This window comes from Mycobacterium attenuatum, assembly GCF_900566085.1.
In the GTDB taxonomy this organism is placed as follows: domain Bacteria; phylum Actinomycetota; class Actinomycetes; order Mycobacteriales; family Mycobacteriaceae; genus Mycobacterium; species Mycobacterium attenuatum.
This window is the reverse complement of sequence record NZ_UPHT01000004.1, coordinates 19,477-35,299: the sequence shown is the minus strand read 5'-3', so window position 1 is coordinate 35,299 and position 15,823 is coordinate 19,477. Positions and strand designations below refer to the sequence as shown.

General features: G+C 64.2%; 14 protein-coding genes. 8 read left to right on the top strand and 6 right to left on the bottom strand.

The annotated features are described in order from the left end of the window. From rpsF to EET13_RS00475, 5 genes are all read right to left on the bottom strand, one after another. On the bottom strand, positions 1–291 hold the full coding sequence (gene rpsF, locus EET13_RS00495; protein WP_023369150.1) for a 30S ribosomal protein S6: 291 nt from the start codon (positions 289–291) through the stop codon (positions 1–3). 211 nt (positions 292–502) lie between these two features. Next, complete coding sequence (locus tag EET13_RS00490) at positions 503–1,141, bottom strand: DJ-1/PfpI family protein (RefSeq protein WP_122440431.1); 639 nt, start codon at positions 1,139–1,141, stop codon at positions 503–505. After that, complete coding sequence (locus EET13_RS00485; protein WP_122440430.1) at positions 1,141–2,775, bottom strand: glycosyltransferase family 87 protein; 1,635 nt, start codon at positions 2,773–2,775, stop codon at positions 1,141–1,143. Before EET13_RS00485 ends, EET13_RS00490 begins: the two co-directional genes overlap by 1 nt. Next, a complete protein-coding gene (locus tag EET13_RS00480) occupies positions 2,772–5,300 on the bottom strand; it encodes a transglycosylase domain-containing protein (protein ID WP_122440429.1) in 2,529 nt (842 codons plus the stop codon). The genes EET13_RS00485 and EET13_RS00480 overlap by 4 nt, the downstream gene beginning before the upstream one ends. Beyond that, on the bottom strand, positions 5,293–5,736 hold the full coding sequence (locus EET13_RS00475) for a DUF5318 family protein (protein WP_211189003.1): 444 nt from the start codon (positions 5,734–5,736) through the stop codon (positions 5,293–5,295). The genes EET13_RS00480 and EET13_RS00475 overlap by 8 nt, the downstream gene beginning before the upstream one ends. A gap of 144 nt (positions 5,737–5,880) precedes the next feature. Here EET13_RS00475 and EET13_RS00470 point away from each other — a divergent pair, with 144 nt between their 5' ends. The 3 genes from EET13_RS00470 (at position 5,881) to EET13_RS00460 (ending at position 8,645) form a co-directional block, all read left to right on the top strand. Then, positions 5,881–6,750, top strand: coding sequence for a DUF1707 SHOCT-like domain-containing protein (locus tag EET13_RS00470; RefSeq protein ID WP_122440494.1), 870 nt, complete (start codon positions 5,881–5,883; stop codon positions 6,748–6,750). 169 nt (positions 6,751–6,919) lie between these two features. Next, complete coding sequence (locus EET13_RS00465) at positions 6,920–7,462, top strand: PadR family transcriptional regulator (protein ID WP_075545942.1); 543 nt, start codon at positions 6,920–6,922, stop codon at positions 7,460–7,462. 73 nt (positions 7,463–7,535) lie between these two features. Then, the gene (locus EET13_RS00460; protein WP_122440428.1) at positions 7,536–8,645 is read left to right on the top strand and encodes an inositol-3-phosphate synthase; all 1,110 of its coding nucleotides are present in this window, start codon (positions 7,536–7,538) and stop codon (positions 8,643–8,645) included. 365 nt (positions 8,646–9,010) lie between these two features. On the opposite strand, the gene EET13_RS29795 is transcribed toward EET13_RS00460, so the two are convergent. Beyond that, positions 9,011–10,036 (bottom strand): hypothetical protein, encoded by a 1,026-nt coding sequence (locus EET13_RS29795; RefSeq protein WP_136623072.1) that lies wholly within the window; start codon positions 10,034–10,036, stop codon positions 9,011–9,013. A 553-nt stretch (positions 10,037–10,589) separates the two neighbouring features. Here EET13_RS29795 and EET13_RS00450 point away from each other — a divergent pair. From EET13_RS00450 to EET13_RS00430, 5 genes are all read left to right on the top strand, one after another. Beyond that, positions 10,590–11,504, top strand: coding sequence for an alpha/beta fold hydrolase (locus tag EET13_RS00450; RefSeq protein WP_122440426.1), 915 nt, complete (start codon positions 10,590–10,592; stop codon positions 11,502–11,504). A gap of 36 nt (positions 11,505–11,540) precedes the next feature. Next, a complete protein-coding gene (locus EET13_RS00445) occupies positions 11,541–12,329 on the top strand; it encodes an LLM class F420-dependent oxidoreductase (RefSeq protein ID WP_122440425.1) in 789 nt (262 codons plus the stop codon). A 120-nt stretch (positions 12,330–12,449) separates the two neighbouring features. Beyond that, positions 12,450–13,214, top strand: a complete 765-nt coding sequence (locus tag EET13_RS00440; protein ID WP_122440424.1) for a GntR family transcriptional regulator — start codon at positions 12,450–12,452, stop codon at positions 13,212–13,214. A gap of 36 nt (positions 13,215–13,250) precedes the next feature. After that, positions 13,251–15,071, top strand: coding sequence for an ABC transporter substrate-binding protein/permease (locus tag EET13_RS00435; protein ID WP_425294210.1), 1,821 nt, complete (start codon positions 13,251–13,253; stop codon positions 15,069–15,071). After that, entirely contained in the window at positions 15,068–15,814 is a 747-nt protein-coding gene (locus tag EET13_RS00430) for an amino acid ABC transporter ATP-binding protein (protein WP_122440422.1), read from the top strand. Before EET13_RS00435 ends, EET13_RS00430 begins: the two co-directional genes overlap by 4 nt. The last annotated feature ends 9 nt before the right edge of the window (positions 15,815–15,823 follow it).

The following is a 15,823-nucleotide window of genomic DNA, read 5'->3' as shown; positions in this document are numbered from 1 at the left end:
CTAGTGCTTGTCGGCGCGCATCACCTTGGTGCGCAGTACGGACTCATTGAGGCTCAGCTGGCGGTCGAGCTCGGAAACCGTCGCCGGGGCAGCTTTCAGGTCGACGACGACGTAAATGCCCTCGGAGTGCTTGGCAATCTCGTAGGCCAGGCGCCGCCGGCCCCAGATGTCGACCTTCTCGACCTTTCCACCGTCTTTGCGGACGACGTTCAGAAACGTCTCCAACGACGGGGCGACGGTGCGTTCGTCGAGGGTGGGATCGAGAATGATCATGATTTCGTATGGACGCATAGGGACCTCATCACCTCCTCTGGTCTGTGCGGTCACGGTCGGTCCGTGGCAGGAGGGTCGCCTGCGTCGGCAACCGCCCCAGGCTACCGGATAACGCGCTGCCCAGAGAAATCGCCGAACGAAGCCGTGCTGCGCGCCCAGATTGCGCCGCGGGTCTCGGTCCGGGGAGAAACCGCAACGCGCACCGCAATCTCGGCATTTGCCAATCCAGTTACTTGCGGCGGTGCAGGAATTCGGCGGCCCGCGCCCGTGTCGCCTCGTCGGCGCCAGCCAGCGATCCCGAAGCGAACGGTGGCTGCGGGTCGTATTCGATGAGCAGCTGGGCAGCCTGGGCGGCTTGCCGATCGACCAGCAACTCGACCAACCGCAACGCCATGTCGATGCCGCTGGAGACCCCCGCGGCGGTGATGATGCGCTGCGGTAGGTGCTCGACCACACGGTCGGGCACATATTGCGCGCCCAGCGCGTTGAGCTGATCAGCCGCTCGCCAATGCGTCGTGGCGGTCAGGCCGTCGAGCAGACCCGCGGCGGCCAGCAACAACGCTCCGGTGCACACCGAGGTGGTGAATCTGGTCTGCGGGTGGACCGATTGCAGCCAGCCGCTGATGATCTCGTCGCCGACCAGCACCCGAGTCCCAATACCGCCGGGAAAAACCACGACATCGGGCGCGCCGACTTCGTCGAAGGTGGCATCGCAGATAAGGCCGAGCATGCCGTTTTCGGTGCGCAGTTCGCCGCGCTGGTGCCCGACAAACACCACATCAATCGACGGAATACGTTGCAGGACTTCATAGGGTCCGACCGCGTCCAGCGCGGTAAACCTCGGGAACAGCGGGATCGCAACCTGCATCAGGCCTCCCGCGTGGCACCAGTCGTCGCCGCCATCGGCTGAAGGCGCGACGCCACGGGACGCAGCCGACTGGGAAGCCAATCAGGTGCGGCGTCCGGAGCGCGATCGTAACCACCGCCCGCGGGATCGTCGACTCGCCCATTCCAGCGCGCCAAATCCTCCTCAGGCCGGTAGATTTGCCGAATTATCAACGCACACAACATCACAACGGCAAGGTCGCGGAGCAACACCGTCGTAGTGAACCACTGTTCCGGCAGCGAGCGGTTCGGATTACCGTAGAGGTAATACATCCGCGGCACCCACACCAGCGCGTCAATTGTCATCCAGGTCAGCAAGATCCGCCGATGTGGCAAGGCCAGCACGGCCAGCGGCACCAACCACAGCGAGAACTGCGGACTCCACACCTTGTTGGTCAGCAGGAACGCCGCCACCACCAGAAACATCAGCTGCGCCACCCGCGGCCGCTGCGGAGCGGTAAATGCGATGTAAGCGATTGCGGCACAACACAATGCGAACAGCACTGTCACAACCGTGTTCAACACCATCGGCGGCTCCCAGAAGCCCAACCCGGGATCGAAGCCGCGCCAGCCGGTAAACGACTTCACGACGTTATACAGCGAATCCATGTCGTCCCCGCGACGGGTGTTGAGCCGGAAGAACTCCGACCAGCCCCGGGGGTAGAGCACCATAATAGGTAAATTCACCGCCAGCCACGTCACCGCGGAAGCCAACGCCGTGCGGCCGACCGCGCCCAGCCGACCGGTTCGAATTCCCAGCACCAGCAACGGGCCCAGGAACAGCAGCGGATACAACTTGGCCCCGGCGCCCAACCCGATCAGCAGCCCCGCCAGCCATGGTTTGCGCCGAGCCCAAGCCAGCAGTCCACCCATCGCGAAAGCTGTTGCCAGTGCGTCGAAGTTGGTAAATATCTGGAAAATAAGCAGGGGCGACGCTGCCACCAGTGCGGCATCCCAGATACGGCGGCCGGCCAGGCCCGAGGTTGCCCACACGGTAGCCAGCCAGGCTATGGCCAGCCCGAACGCCGCGGCGTTGAAGAACATCACCACTTCGGCGATCACCGGCAGCGGCGTGACATTGCTCAACGCGGTGTAGGTCTTGGCGATAGCCATCGCGACGTACTGGTATACGCCGGTCAGCACCGGGTATTCCATGTGACGCACCGCGAGCTGTCCGTTGTATTGGATCTGCGGTGCGCCGGTACTGTCCGTCTCGACCCAGCTGGATTTGTAGGGAAACCTGCCCTGGTTCAACAACTCTGCGCCATAGAGCGGCACGGTGTCCGAGTAGCACAATTCGTAGTAGGCGCGCTGGTTGTCCCAGTTGGCCACCCTCTTGTCGCCCGGCCCGGTGCCGGTGGTCTGCAGGCAAGCGGCCTTCGTCGACCAGCCAAGCGCGAGGAACACGAGCGCGATCACGAACATCACCCGCAACGGAGTCATGAACCGGGCGCGCCCGATCAGGGCGTGCCGGCCCACCGGCCCGCCGATGACGTCGGCCAGAGCCGCACCCAAAACATCGTTGCGGCTGGGGCAGTCGCGGTAATCTGCGCTACGCAGATCGGCGGCCAACGGCTGGGGTGAGACGGTTGCGCGGCGGGTCGGGACGGCCGTCACGGTGGCGGCGTGGGATTGTCAGCCGGCGGTGGCACCGACGGTGGCCCGGGCGCGAGGGTCACGGTGGTGGGCGGTCCGACGGGAATGGTTATCCCGGGTGCTATTTCGACGGTGGGCTGAATGACCGTCTCCGACGGCGGCGCCGCTGACGGCGGGGGCGGCGGCGGTGCCGGCACCCCCGCGTAGCCGCCTATTTCGGTGGGCTTGGGGAAGCTCTCGTTGTCGGTGCCCTTCAGGGCGCCGTCCATAGTGGCCTTCCAGATGTCTGAGGGCAGACCCGAGCCGTAAACCGCTGCGCCCGAGGCGGTCACCAGCGGCTCGTCGCCTTTGACCGTCCCCACCCAGACCGCGGTGGACAGCGACGGGGTGTAGCCGACCATCCAGGCGTCCTTGTTGGCGGTGGTATCACCCAACTGCACCGTGCCGGTCTTGGCTGCCGACGGCCGGCCACCGGCCAGGCTGTGGCCACGCGAATAGGCGGCGATCGGCATCATCGCCGCGGTCACGTTGTCGGCGACGGCCCTGGGGATGCGTTGCTCACCGGAATTGTCCTGGCTGGCAGCGTCGAAGAGGACCTGACCTTCCGCGTTCACTACCTTCTGGACGAAGTGCGGCCGGTGATAAATGCCCGACGCGGCCAGCGTGGCGTACGCCGTGGCCATATCGATCACCCGGGTTTGGTACTGGCCCAACACAATCCCGTTGTTGGGCGGTCCGCCCCTGCCGTCCTCGGACAGCGTGTGGGGCACGCCCGGGAAACTGGTGGCCACACCGGCCTGGTGCGCGGCGTCCGCGACCGCCTGGGGGCCACCCTTCAATTTGAGCATCAGCCGGTAATAGGAGGTGTTCAGCGACATCTTGAGGGCCTCGGCGATGTTGCACGTCCCGCAAGCCTCGCCGTCGACGTTGGTGATCTTGATGCCGTCGACCGTTAGCGGCGAACTGTCGACCTGGTAGCCCAGGCCGATCCCCTGTTCGAGGGCCGCCACCAATGCGAACACCTTGAACGACGATCCGGTCTGCAATCCGGCCTGGGCGAAGTCGTAGCCGTTGGCGTTGTGGCCCCCGTAGTAGGCGCGCACGCCGCCGTTGCGCGGGTCGATGGACACCACCGCCGCCCGCATGTCGGGATCCTGACCGTCGAGGTATTTGGCCACCGCCTTTTCGGCCGCCCGCTGGGCTTGCGGATCGATCGTCGTGGTGACCTGCAACCCCTGCGTGTTCAGCGTCTGCTCATCAATGTTGAACAGTTCCAATAATTCCTTGGTCACCTGGCGTTCAATGAGCCCGTTGGGGCCGGTGGTCTGGTTTTCCGCGCTGGCTTGTTCGGGTGGCACAGTCTTGGGAAACTGCTGTTCGGCGCGGTCCTGGGCGGACAGCGCCTTCGTCTCCACCATGCCGTCGAGCACCCAGTTCCACCGCGCGACTGCGCCTTCCGGGTCGACCGCCGGGTCCAGCGTGGACGGCCGCCTGATCAGCGCCGCCAGCAACGCCCCCTCGGAGACGGTGAGCTGCTCGACGGGCTTGTCGAAATAGGCCTTCGAAGCGGCCGAGATCCCGTAAGCACCCCGCCCGAAGTAAATGATGTTCAAATATGCCTGCAGCACATCATCTTTGGACCACTCCCCCGACATCTTCGTCGCGATGACCAGCTCCTTGGCCTTACGCATCAAGCCGCTCCACCCGTGCTGCGCCGAACCCACCAGCGCGTTCTTGACGTACTGCTGGGTGATCGTGGAGCCGCCCTGCAGATCGCCACCGAACAGGTTGTTCTTCACCGCACGGGCGAAGCCGCTGAACGAGAAACCGGGATTCGTGTAAAAGCCGCGGTCCTCCGCGGCGATCACCGCCTGGCGTACGTGCACCGGAACCTGGCTGAGGTTGACGTCGACGCGATTGCCCTCGGGAGGAACGATTTTGGCGATTTCTGAGCCGTCGCTCGCCAAGATCGTCGAGACCTGGTTCGTGCGGATGTCTCCGGGCCTGGGCACGTCGACGATGAAGTAAGCCATGGTGAAGGTGACAATCGGCAGCAAGATGATCGCCGCTGCGGCCAGGCCAACCGATCGCCGAACCCATTTCCAGTTGATCTGCCGGACCCAGTCGGGCCTGCGCCTGGGCGACCGAGCGCCCGTCGGCCCCCCTGGACCGGACCGACCAGGCGGACTAGGCGGACCCTTTGGGCCCGGCGGACCGCCCGCGCTGCTCAGCCGCTCGTGCCGAGGCCGCGCCTCGGGACTGTTCAGCGCAGCCTTGACCTGCTCCAGCGGGTCGCGATGCAGGGCTGCCGACGCAGGATTGTCCAGGGCAGCCCGGACCTCCTCAATGGGGTCCGCGTGCCGGGGTTGGTCATCGGTCACCGGCGGGATGATCGTGGTCATTCGATCGTCGGGCGGCACCGGGCGGCGCGGCGGCGTTGCCGGACGGGCCCCGTCGTCGCTTCCTCGGGGTTGGTCAACGCCGTCAGCCGCCGGCCCGCCTGCAGCGTCACTCGACGACTGGTGGTGGCGCCCCTCGTTATTCACTGGCCGTGCGGGCGCCGTTGCGCGCCGTCCGCGTTCGAGCGGCCCCCCTTGGTGCCCTTGGGGGTTGCGCAGGACGTGCCGCGCCCAGGACGTAGGACTTGACCAGATGATTCCAGCTGCAGGTTCGGCACACCTCCACAACGTGGACCGCAAACTCCGTGAACCGGGTGGACAGCAGGACGAGTTCCTCGGCGGTCCGCGCCGAGCCCGATATCGCGCCCAGGTGCTCCCCGAACACCCACGACACGAGCGTCAGCTGCTCCTTGCGGCAGATCGGACAGACCAGCCGGCTTGGTTTCCCGTGAAACTTGGCGGCGCGCAGCAGATAGGGATTTGCATCACACACCTCGGAGACGCCGGTGCGCCCCGAGTACACCTCGGCCAGCAGTGAACGCCGGCGAAGCGCGTAGTCCACTACCTGTCGCTGCAGTTGCACGCTGACCAGAGTACGTCGCTTTCCCGTCGTGGCCATGTAGCCCGGCACGGCCTGGGTACAGGCTGGGCGGGAGCGACGGCACCTCGACCTGCGCCACCGATGCTGCATCGCGTGTCCGAGGTCGGGACTTCTACGATCATCCCCGTGGCGAAATGGCTGGGCACACCGCTGACCCGCGGCGGATCGACGACGACACGGGCCAAGGACAGCGATCGCCAAGACGCCTGCCAGATTCTCGACGCCGCCCTCAACGACGGCCAGCTCTCGATGGAAGAACACCGCGACCGGGTCAGCACCGCCACCAAGGCCGTGACGCTAGGCGACCTGCAGGACCTGATCGCCGACCTGCAGTCCGAGAGTGCCCCCGCGGAGGTTCCCGCCCTCAAGTCACGGGCCCGGCGCAACGGGTTGGGGCTACTGGCCGCCGCACTGGGGGTATCGGTGCTGTTAGGTGTGGGCATCGGCTGGGGCCTGTACGGCAACACCAGCTCGCCGCTGGATTTCACGACGGATCCGGGAGCCAAGCCGGACGGTATCGCGGCCGTGGTGCTGACCCCACCGAAGCAGTTGCACTCCCTTGGTGGGCTCACCGGCTTACTGGAGCAGACCCGCAAGAGGTTCGGCGACACCATGGGGTACCGCTTGGTGATCTATCCCACGTACGCGGTGCTCGACCGCAAGGACCCCGCCGACGATCGCAGGGTGTTGAGCTACACCTACCGCGGTGGCTGGGGTGATCCCACCAGCTCCGCCAAGAGCGGCACCGACGCGTCCCTGGTGGATCTGAGTAAGTTCGACGTGAAGGCTGCGGTGGGGATCATGCGGGGGGCCGCCGAAACGCTGGGCATGAAGCAGTCCGACGTCACCACCATGTATTTGGTCATCGATCCGGCCGACGATCCCACCACGCCCGGAGCGCTGTCGCTGTCGTTGTATGTTTCCAGCGACTACGGCGGCGGCTATATCGTCTTCGCCGGTGACGGCACCGTCAAACAGGTGAGTTACCCCTCATAACCGGCCCTGGCCAGGCCAAGCGGCGGGGTACAACCGTGGTGCGGTGCGTGACAAACAACTCACCAACGACGCGTGGTGTTGTGGCAAATATATCGAAACGATACGATGACGCGAGGCGTCGAACCGCTAAGTAGTTCACGCAGCCAGTCAGACAAAAGGGGGTGACTCGATGCTGGAACTTGCCATTCTGGGACTTCTGATCGAGTCGCCCATGCACGGCTACGAGTTGCGCAAACGGCTGACCGGGTTGCTCGGCGCATTCCGGGCATTCTCGTACGGCTCGCTGTATCCGGCGCTGCGCCGGATGCAGGCCGAGGGGCTGATCGCGGAGAATGCCGCGCCTGCTGGCACGCCGGTGCGGCGCGCACGCCGGGTCTACCAGCTGACCGATGAGGGCCGGCGACGCTTTGCCGAACTGGTCGCCGACACCGGCCCGCACAATTACACCGACGACGGCTTCGGGGTGCACCTCGCGTTCTTCAACCGCACTCCGGCCGAGGCCCGGATGCGCATCCTGGAAGGCCGTCGCCGCCAGGTCGAAGAACGGCGGGAAGGCCTGCGCGAAGCGGTGGCACGGGCCAGCAGCTCCTTGGACCGCTACACCCGGCAACTGCACCAGCTCGGGCTCGAATCCAGCGAGCGTGAAGTCAAGTGGCTCAACGAGCTCATCGCCGCAGAACGGGCCGCGCCCAATCACGCTGAACAGACGTGAATCTGCACCAAAGCCCCTGTAACACAACGACACAAACCACTGCCCGAAGCTATGAGGTTAGGAGAACGCCCGAATGAGTGAGTACAAGCCGGTAGGGGCGCCGGAGGCGCAGCCTGAGGTACGGGTCGCCATCGTCGGCGTCGGCAACTGCGCGTCCTCGCTGGTCCAGGGCGTCCAGTACTACTACAACGCCGACGAAAACTCGACGGTGCCCGGGCTGATGCATGTGCGGTTCGGTCATTACCACGTCCGTGACGTCAAGTTCGTGGCGGCCTTCGACGTGGATGCGAAGAAGGTCGGCTTCGACCTGTCGGAGGCGATCTTCGCCTCGGAGAACAACACCATCAAGATCGCCGACGTACCGCCGACCGACGTGGTGGTGCAGCGCGGCCCGACATTGGACGGCATTGGCAAGTACTACGCCGACACCATTGAGTTGTCCGACGCAGAGCCCGTCGACGTGGTCCAGGTGCTCAAGGACGCCAAGGTCGACGTGCTGGTCTCCTACCTCCCGGTGGGTTCGGAAGAAGCCGACAAGTTCTACGCCCAGTGCGCCATCGACGCCGGGGTGGCGTTCGTCAATGCGCTGCCGGTGTTCATCGCCTCCGACCCGGTGTGGGCGAAGAAGTTCGCCGATGCGGGGGTGCCGATCGTCGGTGACGACATCAAGAGCCAGGTCGGTGCCACGATCACGCACCGGGTGCTGGCCAAGTTGTTCGAAGACCGTGGTGTGCAACTCGACCGCACCATGCAGCTCAACGTGGGTGGCAACATGGACTTCCTCAACATGCTCGAACGCGAACGACTCGAATCGAAGAAGATCTCCAAGACGCAGGCGGTCACCTCCAACCTGCAGCGGGAGTTCAAGACCAAGGATGTGCACATCGGCCCGTCCGACCATGTCGGCTGGCTCGACGACCGCAAGTGGGCTTATGTGCGGCTGGAGGGCCGTGCCTTCGGCGACGTGCCGCTGAACCTGGAATACAAGCTCGAGGTCTGGGATTCGCCGAACTCCGCGGGCGTCATCATCGACGCGGTGCGGGCGGCGAAGATCGCCAAAGACCGCCGCATCGGCGGCCCGGTGATCCCGGCGTCGGCCTACTTGATGAAGAGCCCGCCACAGCAGTTGCCGGACGACGTCGCCCGCGCTCAGCTCGAAGAGTTCATTATCGGGGCCGACTAGCTCGGTCGGTTGGTGTCGAATGGGCTTGGTGGGATAGGTAGTAAGCACGCTGCGGTCGGCTTGACGTGGCGGTTGGTGTGGGCTGGTGTTGGTGTAGTGGCCGGTTAAGGCCGGTCGCTAGCCATCGTCACGTGACCGCCGCGCCCGCAACCGGAGCTCGAACGCACCATCGACCACTGCACCGGCCCTGGATTGCCGACGGGATCAGCGTGGTCGTGATCCATCGTGGCCATCGCGTCGTACAAGGTGCAGTCCAGCACCCGCCGCTCGCGGTGGCCGCCTGCAACGTCAGCTCCTGGATCCGGTTCGGCCGGGCCGAGCATGCCAGCCCAGTGCATTCTTAACAGCTGTTCCGGATGAAGCTCCTAATCGCCTTCACTTGAATCATCATCACGAAAACGTGGATCATTATAATTGGGACGAGCAAAGTTGTCGATATTTTCTGGAGAATATCTTTCTTCATCTGAGGCGGTCCATTGTGGTTGGTTTGGCCGCTCCCGCACAAAGTCACGGAGCAGGTCTAGTCTTTCGGGATCATATACGGCATGCATAGTCCAGCGACTGTTTTCAGAATTGCTAACCACTTCGTTGTACCAATTTTGGCCTAGATCATCTATATCTGCGCCCGGCCTGATGCTGTTACGCGGAAATAATCCCCCGTCTGTCGTTACGACGAAATATTCCTGAAGTAGCTCGCCCGCCCCGGGATCTTCTCTCACAATGCTTTGTGTAGAAAATGGGTTGACCTGTTCTGAATCGGAATCGTGGACGCTACCATTCGCGTAGCCGGCGTCAAAGCTATCCGGCTCGCGTTCAAAATAGACCTCGGGCACACCCACTTCCATTAAACGGGACGGATCAACTGACGAAATGGTAAGATCTGGAGCTAGTACATCGAAATTGGGCGCCTCATTATAGCTTTGCTCGATCTGAGGGCGGGGGATGCTATTTGGATCGTAACTTGTGTCGTTTGGATTATAATCACTGTAAATAAAGACCTGTACTTGCTCCGGCCTTGGGTTATCGCTTCCGCTGTTGATTTCGTTGAGATTGCCCCCGCTGCCGCTCGGACTCACCGGGTCTGAGTTTCCGCCGGAACCACTGCCGTCGGTAGAGCTAAAGTCGCCGTTCGAGCAAGTGTCTAGCTTGAAGCCATCGTAGGCTGTTAAAGCGATATCGAGTCTGCCAACATTGAACCTACCGAGATGGACGGTATTAGCTGCAGCGCTTCCACTGCACAAAGTTAGCGCTCCCAAAGTTGCAACTGCGACGCCGATCTTCCGGCGCTGTTTGGCCGTCGTCTCCGCGGCCTTGGAGCGATTGAACAGAACAACATCGCATTCAACCGTACTCGCATCGATAAAGTTTGCCGCCTTAATGTCTTTGGACATTATTAATTAATAACCTTTCCAATCATGTTGGCCCTGCAGCCGATCACCATTCCACGGAGTTCAAGCCGGATGTGGGGCGGTCCGACGTCGCCTTCACAGAATCACCGCGGCGTCTAGGATACGAGCTCGTGGCCATTGGCATCCGCAGTGACATCGGTAATCCTGGATTTGCTGTTCGAATCAGGCAGAGGTCACAATATTCTGGGACAAATGCTCACTTGCGTCAATTGTGATCAACGATCGATTCATATTCATAGGTTATGGAGCGGCACCTTCTCGGCCTCAGCATCGTTCTGCGAAAAGGTTGGCTCGGGGCTCGGTGCGCCAGCCGTCACAGGCAACCAGCGCGAATGGCCACAAAATGACCTGTCCGGTTCAAAAGGTTGCAACCGCTACCGGCTCAGATCGCTGCGCGCGGTGCATTGGCGGAACCCACGCAGCGTCTGGGCATCACATAGCAGGTGGTCCGCCGGGTGGGTCGGACGAAGCGAACGACGGGACGTCGAGAGTCATCCCCGCCTGGCCCTTGGGCGTGACTCGTAGAGTCAGAGCCGTGACCGAGAACTCCGACGACGAACTGGCCGGACTCTGCGAGTTCGATCTGCTGGCCGAGAATGCCGAACAGGCCGGCGCTGCCGGCCCGCTGCCGCAAGTGGAGCGTGTGGACGCCGGCACCGCTGCGGGCAGCATCAGCGCGCTGCGCTGGGGCAGCTCGGCGCCGCGAGTGGTCTTTCTGCACGGCGGCGGCCAGAACGCGCACACCTGGGACACCGTGATCGTCGGCCTCGGCGAGCCGGCGCTGGCGGTGGACCTGCCGGGTCACGGTCATTCCGGTTGGCGCGAGGATGGCGACTACTCTCCTCAGCCCAACGCCGACACGCTGGCCCCGGTGCTACGTGAGCTGGCGCCATCGGCCGAGTTGGTCGTGGGGATGTCGTTGGGCGGGCTGACCGCGATCCGGCTCGGCGCCGTCGCCCCCGAGCTCGTCGACGAGCTCGTCGTCATCGACGTCACGCCGTCGGCGCTGCAGCGGCACTCGGAGATGACCAAGCAGCAGCAGGGCACGGTGGCGCTGATGCACGGTGAGCGAGAATTCCCCAGCTTCCAGGCGATGCTGGATGCGACCATCGCCGCGGCGCCGCATCGCGAGGTGAAGGCGTTGCGCCGCGGCGTGTTCCACAACTCCCGCCGCCTCGACAACGGCAACTGGACGTGGCGCTACGACGCCATCCGCAGCTTCCCGGACTTCGCGAGTTTGTGGCACGACGTCGACGCCTTGTCGGCACCCATCACGCTGGTGCGCGGCGGCAACTCGGGCTTCGTCAGCGACGAAGACGTTGCCGAACTCGCCCGGCGGGCAACACATTTCCGTGGCGCGCACGTCGTAGCGGGGTCGGGTCACTCGGTGCAAAGCGACCAACCGCGCGCGCTCGTCGACATACTGCGTGCGGTGTTCGGCAGGCGCTGAGCATTGGGCCCGTAGTGCCGGGCATACGGTGGTCCTATGACCTCAGCCGTGCATCCCGATTTACCCATTCGTATCGGCGTGCAATTGCAGCCTCAGCACGCCCCGCACTACGGCCATATCCGCGATGCCGTCCGCCGCTGCGAGGACATCGGTGTCGACATCGCCTTCAACTGGGACCACTTCTTCCCGCTCTTCGGGGATCCCGACGGTGCTCACTTCGAATGCTGGACCATGCTCGGGGCGTGGGCCGAGCAGACATCGCGTATCCAGATCGGTGCACTGGTCACGTGTAACTCCTACCGCAATCCGGAGTTGCTGGCCGACATGGCCCGTACCGTCGACCACATTGCAGACGGCCGACTTGTGCTGGGCATCGGTTCTGGCTGGAAGCAAAAGGACTACGACGAATACGGCTACGAGTTCGGCACCGCGGGCAGCCGCCTCGACGACCTCGCTGCCGCGCTCCCCCGAATCAAGACCCGACTGACGAAACTCAATCCGCCACCCACCCGCGACATCCCGGTGCTGATCGGAGGCGGCGGCGAGCGCAAGACGCTGCGCCTGGTAGCCGAATACGCCGACATGTGGCACAGCTTCACCGCCGCCGACGAATTCGAGGCCAAGGCCGCGGTGCTCCACCGGCACTGCGCCGACGTCGGCCGGGATCCGGCCACCATTGAACGCTCGGCCGCCGTAACAGGCGGGATCGCCAACGCCGAAGCCCTCGTCGGGCTTGGGGTCAGGCTGCTAACGGTCGGTTGCGACGGCCCCGATTACGACCTGACCGCGGCCGAGCAGCTCTGCAGATGGCGAGACGGGCATTAGTTTGCGTTTGCGTCGATTTCATCCGCCAAACGCCCGCTAGTGCGCTGCCAGTCATGAGAAACTTGCCAGCGCCGATAGCCGAAGCGGCCGAAAGAGACTCGACGGAAACCAACGGAACTGATGCCTAAGAAATATGGGATCAAAGAAAAAGACCAGGTTGTTTCGCACATCCTCGACCTGATCCTGGCTGGCAAGCTGCGCAGCGGCGACCGCGTCGACCGCAACGAAATCGCGCAGGGCTTGGGGGTCAGCCGCGTGCCGATCCAAGAGGCACTGGTGCAGCTCGAACATGACGGCGTCGTGTCGACTCGCTACCACCGCGGGGCGTTCATCGAGCGGTTCGACGAAGCAACCGTCCTCGAACACCACGAGCTGGACGGCCTGCTCAACGGCATTGCCTCGGCACGGGCCGCGGCCAACCCCACGCCGCGGTTCTTGGGTCAGCTCGACGCGCTGATGCGCTCATTGCGCACGTCGAAGGAACCGCGGACTTTTTCCGAAGTCGCGAGCCAATACCGTCGAACGGTGAACGACGAGTACGCGGGTCCGCGGCTGCATGCGAGCATTCGCGCCTCGCAAAACCTCATTCCCCGGGCCTTCTGGCTGACCTACCAGAACGGCCGTGACGACATGCGGTCGTTCTACGAAGACGAGCACTCGGCAATACATCGGCGCGATCCGGAAGCCGCGCGGGCCGCCTGTATCGGGCGCTCCCAACTGATGGCTCACACGATGCTGGCCGAACTGTTCCGGCGCAGAGTCTTCACCTCGAACGGCAGCCTGGTGCCGGATGAAGTTCCGGTACGCCTGACCGCCGTGCCGCCGGACCTGCCGGCCGTCGGCGTGTTGACGGGCACCCGCGAACCGTCGTCGATCGTGCTCTGAGCCGCACGCGCCCGCCGGTCGGCCGATACGGTGGCGATGATGAGTTCACGTATGGGTGCGTGCGCCGGAATCGGGCGCAGATTGCTTGCTGCCGGCGCGACCCTGTTCATTCTGGGCAGCGCCAGCATGACGGCCGCCGCACCCGCGGCAGCAGATCGGCATCAGTGTTCGCCAGCCGGTGTGGAAAGCGCGACGGTTCTGCCCGGCAACCTGTCCAGGGCTGTCGCGGCAGGCATGGACGACGACACCGACACCACCGCGACTGTCGTTCCGCTGAGCTCGATCAATGTCAGTGCACTGGGTCTGGGCACACCGGGTGTGCTGACGGTGGGCACGCTCTCGGATGCCCCGCCGAACGTCTGCATCAACTCGACCGGACGGTTCACCGGGTTCGACAATGAGCTGTTACGCGCCATCGCCGCCAAGCTTGGCCTGCATGTCCGCTTCGTGGGCACGGACTTCTCCGGGCTACTCGCCCAGGTGGCGTCGCGCCGTTTCGACGTCGGCTCGGCATCGGTGAAGGCCACCGATGCACGCCGGCGCACGGTCGCCTTCACCAACGGCTACGACTTCGGCTACTACTCCCTGGTGGTGCCTCCCGGTTCGGCGATCACCAGCTTTACCGACCTGGCCGCGGGCCAGCGTATCGGCGTGGTACAAGGCACGGTCGAGGAGTCCTACGTCGTCGACACCTTGCACCTGCAACCGGTGAAGTATCCCGACTTCGCCACGGTGTACGCCAGCCTGAAAACCCACCAGATCGACGCGTGGGTGGCCCCGGCCAATCAAGCAGCAGCGGCCATGCGGGCTGGCGATCCGGCGGTTACCGTCGCAAACACTTTCAGTACCGAGGACTTCGTGGCCTATGCGATCGCCAGGGACAATCCCGCTCTCGTCGACGCCCTGAATTCAGGGCTGGACGCGGTGATCGCCGACGGAACCTGGGCGAAGCTCTACAGCGACTGGGTTCCCCGCACGGTGCCGCCCGGGTGGAAACCCGGCTCGAGGGCCGTCGCCGCTCCGACTTTGCCGGATTTCGCGGCGATCGCGACCAGCCAGCACCGTAAGCCAGTCCAGCCGGCCGCACCAAAGTCGACCCTTGCGCAGCTTCGGGATTCCTTTTTCGACTGGGACATGTACCGCCAGGCCATCCCGGCGCTGTTCCACACCGGGCTGCCCAACACGCTGATCCTGACTGTCAGCGCCAGCGCAATAGGGCTGGCAATCGGGATGGCACTGGCGGTCGCCGGGATCTCGCACAAGCGCTGGCTGCGGTGGCCGGCGCGGGTGTACACCGATATCTTTCGCGGCCTGCCCGAGGTGGTGATCATCCTGATCATCGGGCTGGGCGTCGGCCCGATCGTGGGCGGCTTGACCAACAACAACCCCTACCCGTTGGGTATTGCCGCGTTGGGGTTGATGGCCGGCGCCTACGTCGGCGAGATCCTGCGTTCGGGAATCCAGAGTGTGGACCCCGGCCAGCTCGAGGCCGCCCGTGCCCTGGGTTTCAGCTACTCCGCCGCGATGCGGCTGGTGGTGGTGCCGCAGGGAATCCGGCGAGTGCTGCCGGCATTGGTCAACCAGTTCATCGCGCTGCTGAAAGCCTCTGCCCTGGTGTACTTTCTGGGCCTGGTGGCCAAACAGCGTGAACTGTTCCAGATCGGCCGTGACCTCAACGCGCAGACCGGAAACCTGTCGCCGTTGGTGGCCGCCGGCATCTTCTACCTGTTGCTGACCATCCCGTTGACGCACCTGGTGAACTACATCGACGCCAAGCTTCGGCGCGGCCGCGCGAGGATCGACCCGCAGGATCCCTCCGATGTGGTCAGCTCGACCATCGGTCAGGAGATGACGTGACGGGCGACGCCCGTCGGACGCCGGTTTCGTTGGCAGCCAGGGATATTCACCAGGCGCTGGGCGGTAACGCTGTGCTTCGCGGCGTCGATCTCGACGTTCCCGCAGGCACCACCGCAGCGGTGATCGGCCCATCGGGCTCGGGCAAGTCGACGTTGCTTCGCACCCTCAACCGGTTACATGAGCCGGACAGCGGCGACGTCCTTCTCGACGGCCGATCGGTGTTGCGGGACAAGCCCAACGAACTGCGCCAGCGGATCGGCATGGTGTTCCAGCACTTCAACCTCTTCCCGCACCGCAGCGTGCTCGACAACGTGGCTCTGGCGCCGCGCAAGTTGCGGGGCTTGTCCGGCGCCGCGGCCCGGGATATGGCGCTGGGTCATTTGGAGCGAGTTGGCCTGAAACACAAGGCCGATGCCCGTCCCGGCATGCTGTCAGGCGGCCAACAGCAACGCGTTGCGATTGCACGCGCGCTGGCCATGGCCCCACAGGTGATGTTCTTCGACGAGGCGACCTCTGCGCTGGATCCCGAGATGGTCAAGGGAATCCTGGGACTGATCGCCGACCTCGGTGCCGACGGAATGACGATGGTAGTGGTGACCCACGAAATGGGCTTCGCCCGCTCGGCATCAGATGCGGTCATCTTCATGGACCACGGCAAGGTCGTGGAAGCCGGTCCCCCGGAGCAGATCTTCGAAGCTGCTACGACCGAGCGACTACAGCGCTTCCTGGCCGAAGTGCTTTAGCCGCTGCTG

Bases quoted from the DNA above. Each gene is read 5' to 3' on its own strand.
- EET13_RS00490 (WP_122440431.1), bottom strand. From the start codon at position 1,141: ATGCAGGTTGCGATCCCGCTGTTCCCGAGGTTTACCGCGCTGGACGCG.
- EET13_RS00440 (WP_122440424.1), top strand. From the start codon at position 12,450: ATGCCTAAGAAATATGGGATCAAAGAAAAAGACCAGGTTGTTTCGCAC.
- EET13_RS29795 (WP_136623072.1), bottom strand. From the start codon at position 10,036: ATGTCCAAAGACATTAAGGCGGCAAACTTTATCGATGCGAGTACGGTT.
- rpsF (WP_023369150.1), bottom strand. From the start codon at position 291: ATGCGTCCATACGAAATCATGATCATTCTCGATCCCACCCTCGACGAA.
- EET13_RS00460 (WP_122440428.1), top strand. From the start codon at position 7,536: ATGAGTGAGTACAAGCCGGTAGGGGCGCCGGAGGCGCAGCCTGAGGTA.
- EET13_RS00445 (WP_122440425.1), top strand. From the start codon at position 11,541: ATGACCTCAGCCGTGCATCCCGATTTACCCATTCGTATCGGCGTGCAA.
- EET13_RS00435 (WP_425294210.1), top strand. From the start codon at position 13,251: ATGATGAGTTCACGTATGGGTGCGTGCGCCGGAATCGGGCGCAGATTG.
- EET13_RS00465 (WP_075545942.1), top strand. From the start codon at position 6,920: ATGCTGGAACTTGCCATTCTGGGACTTCTGATCGAGTCGCCCATGCAC.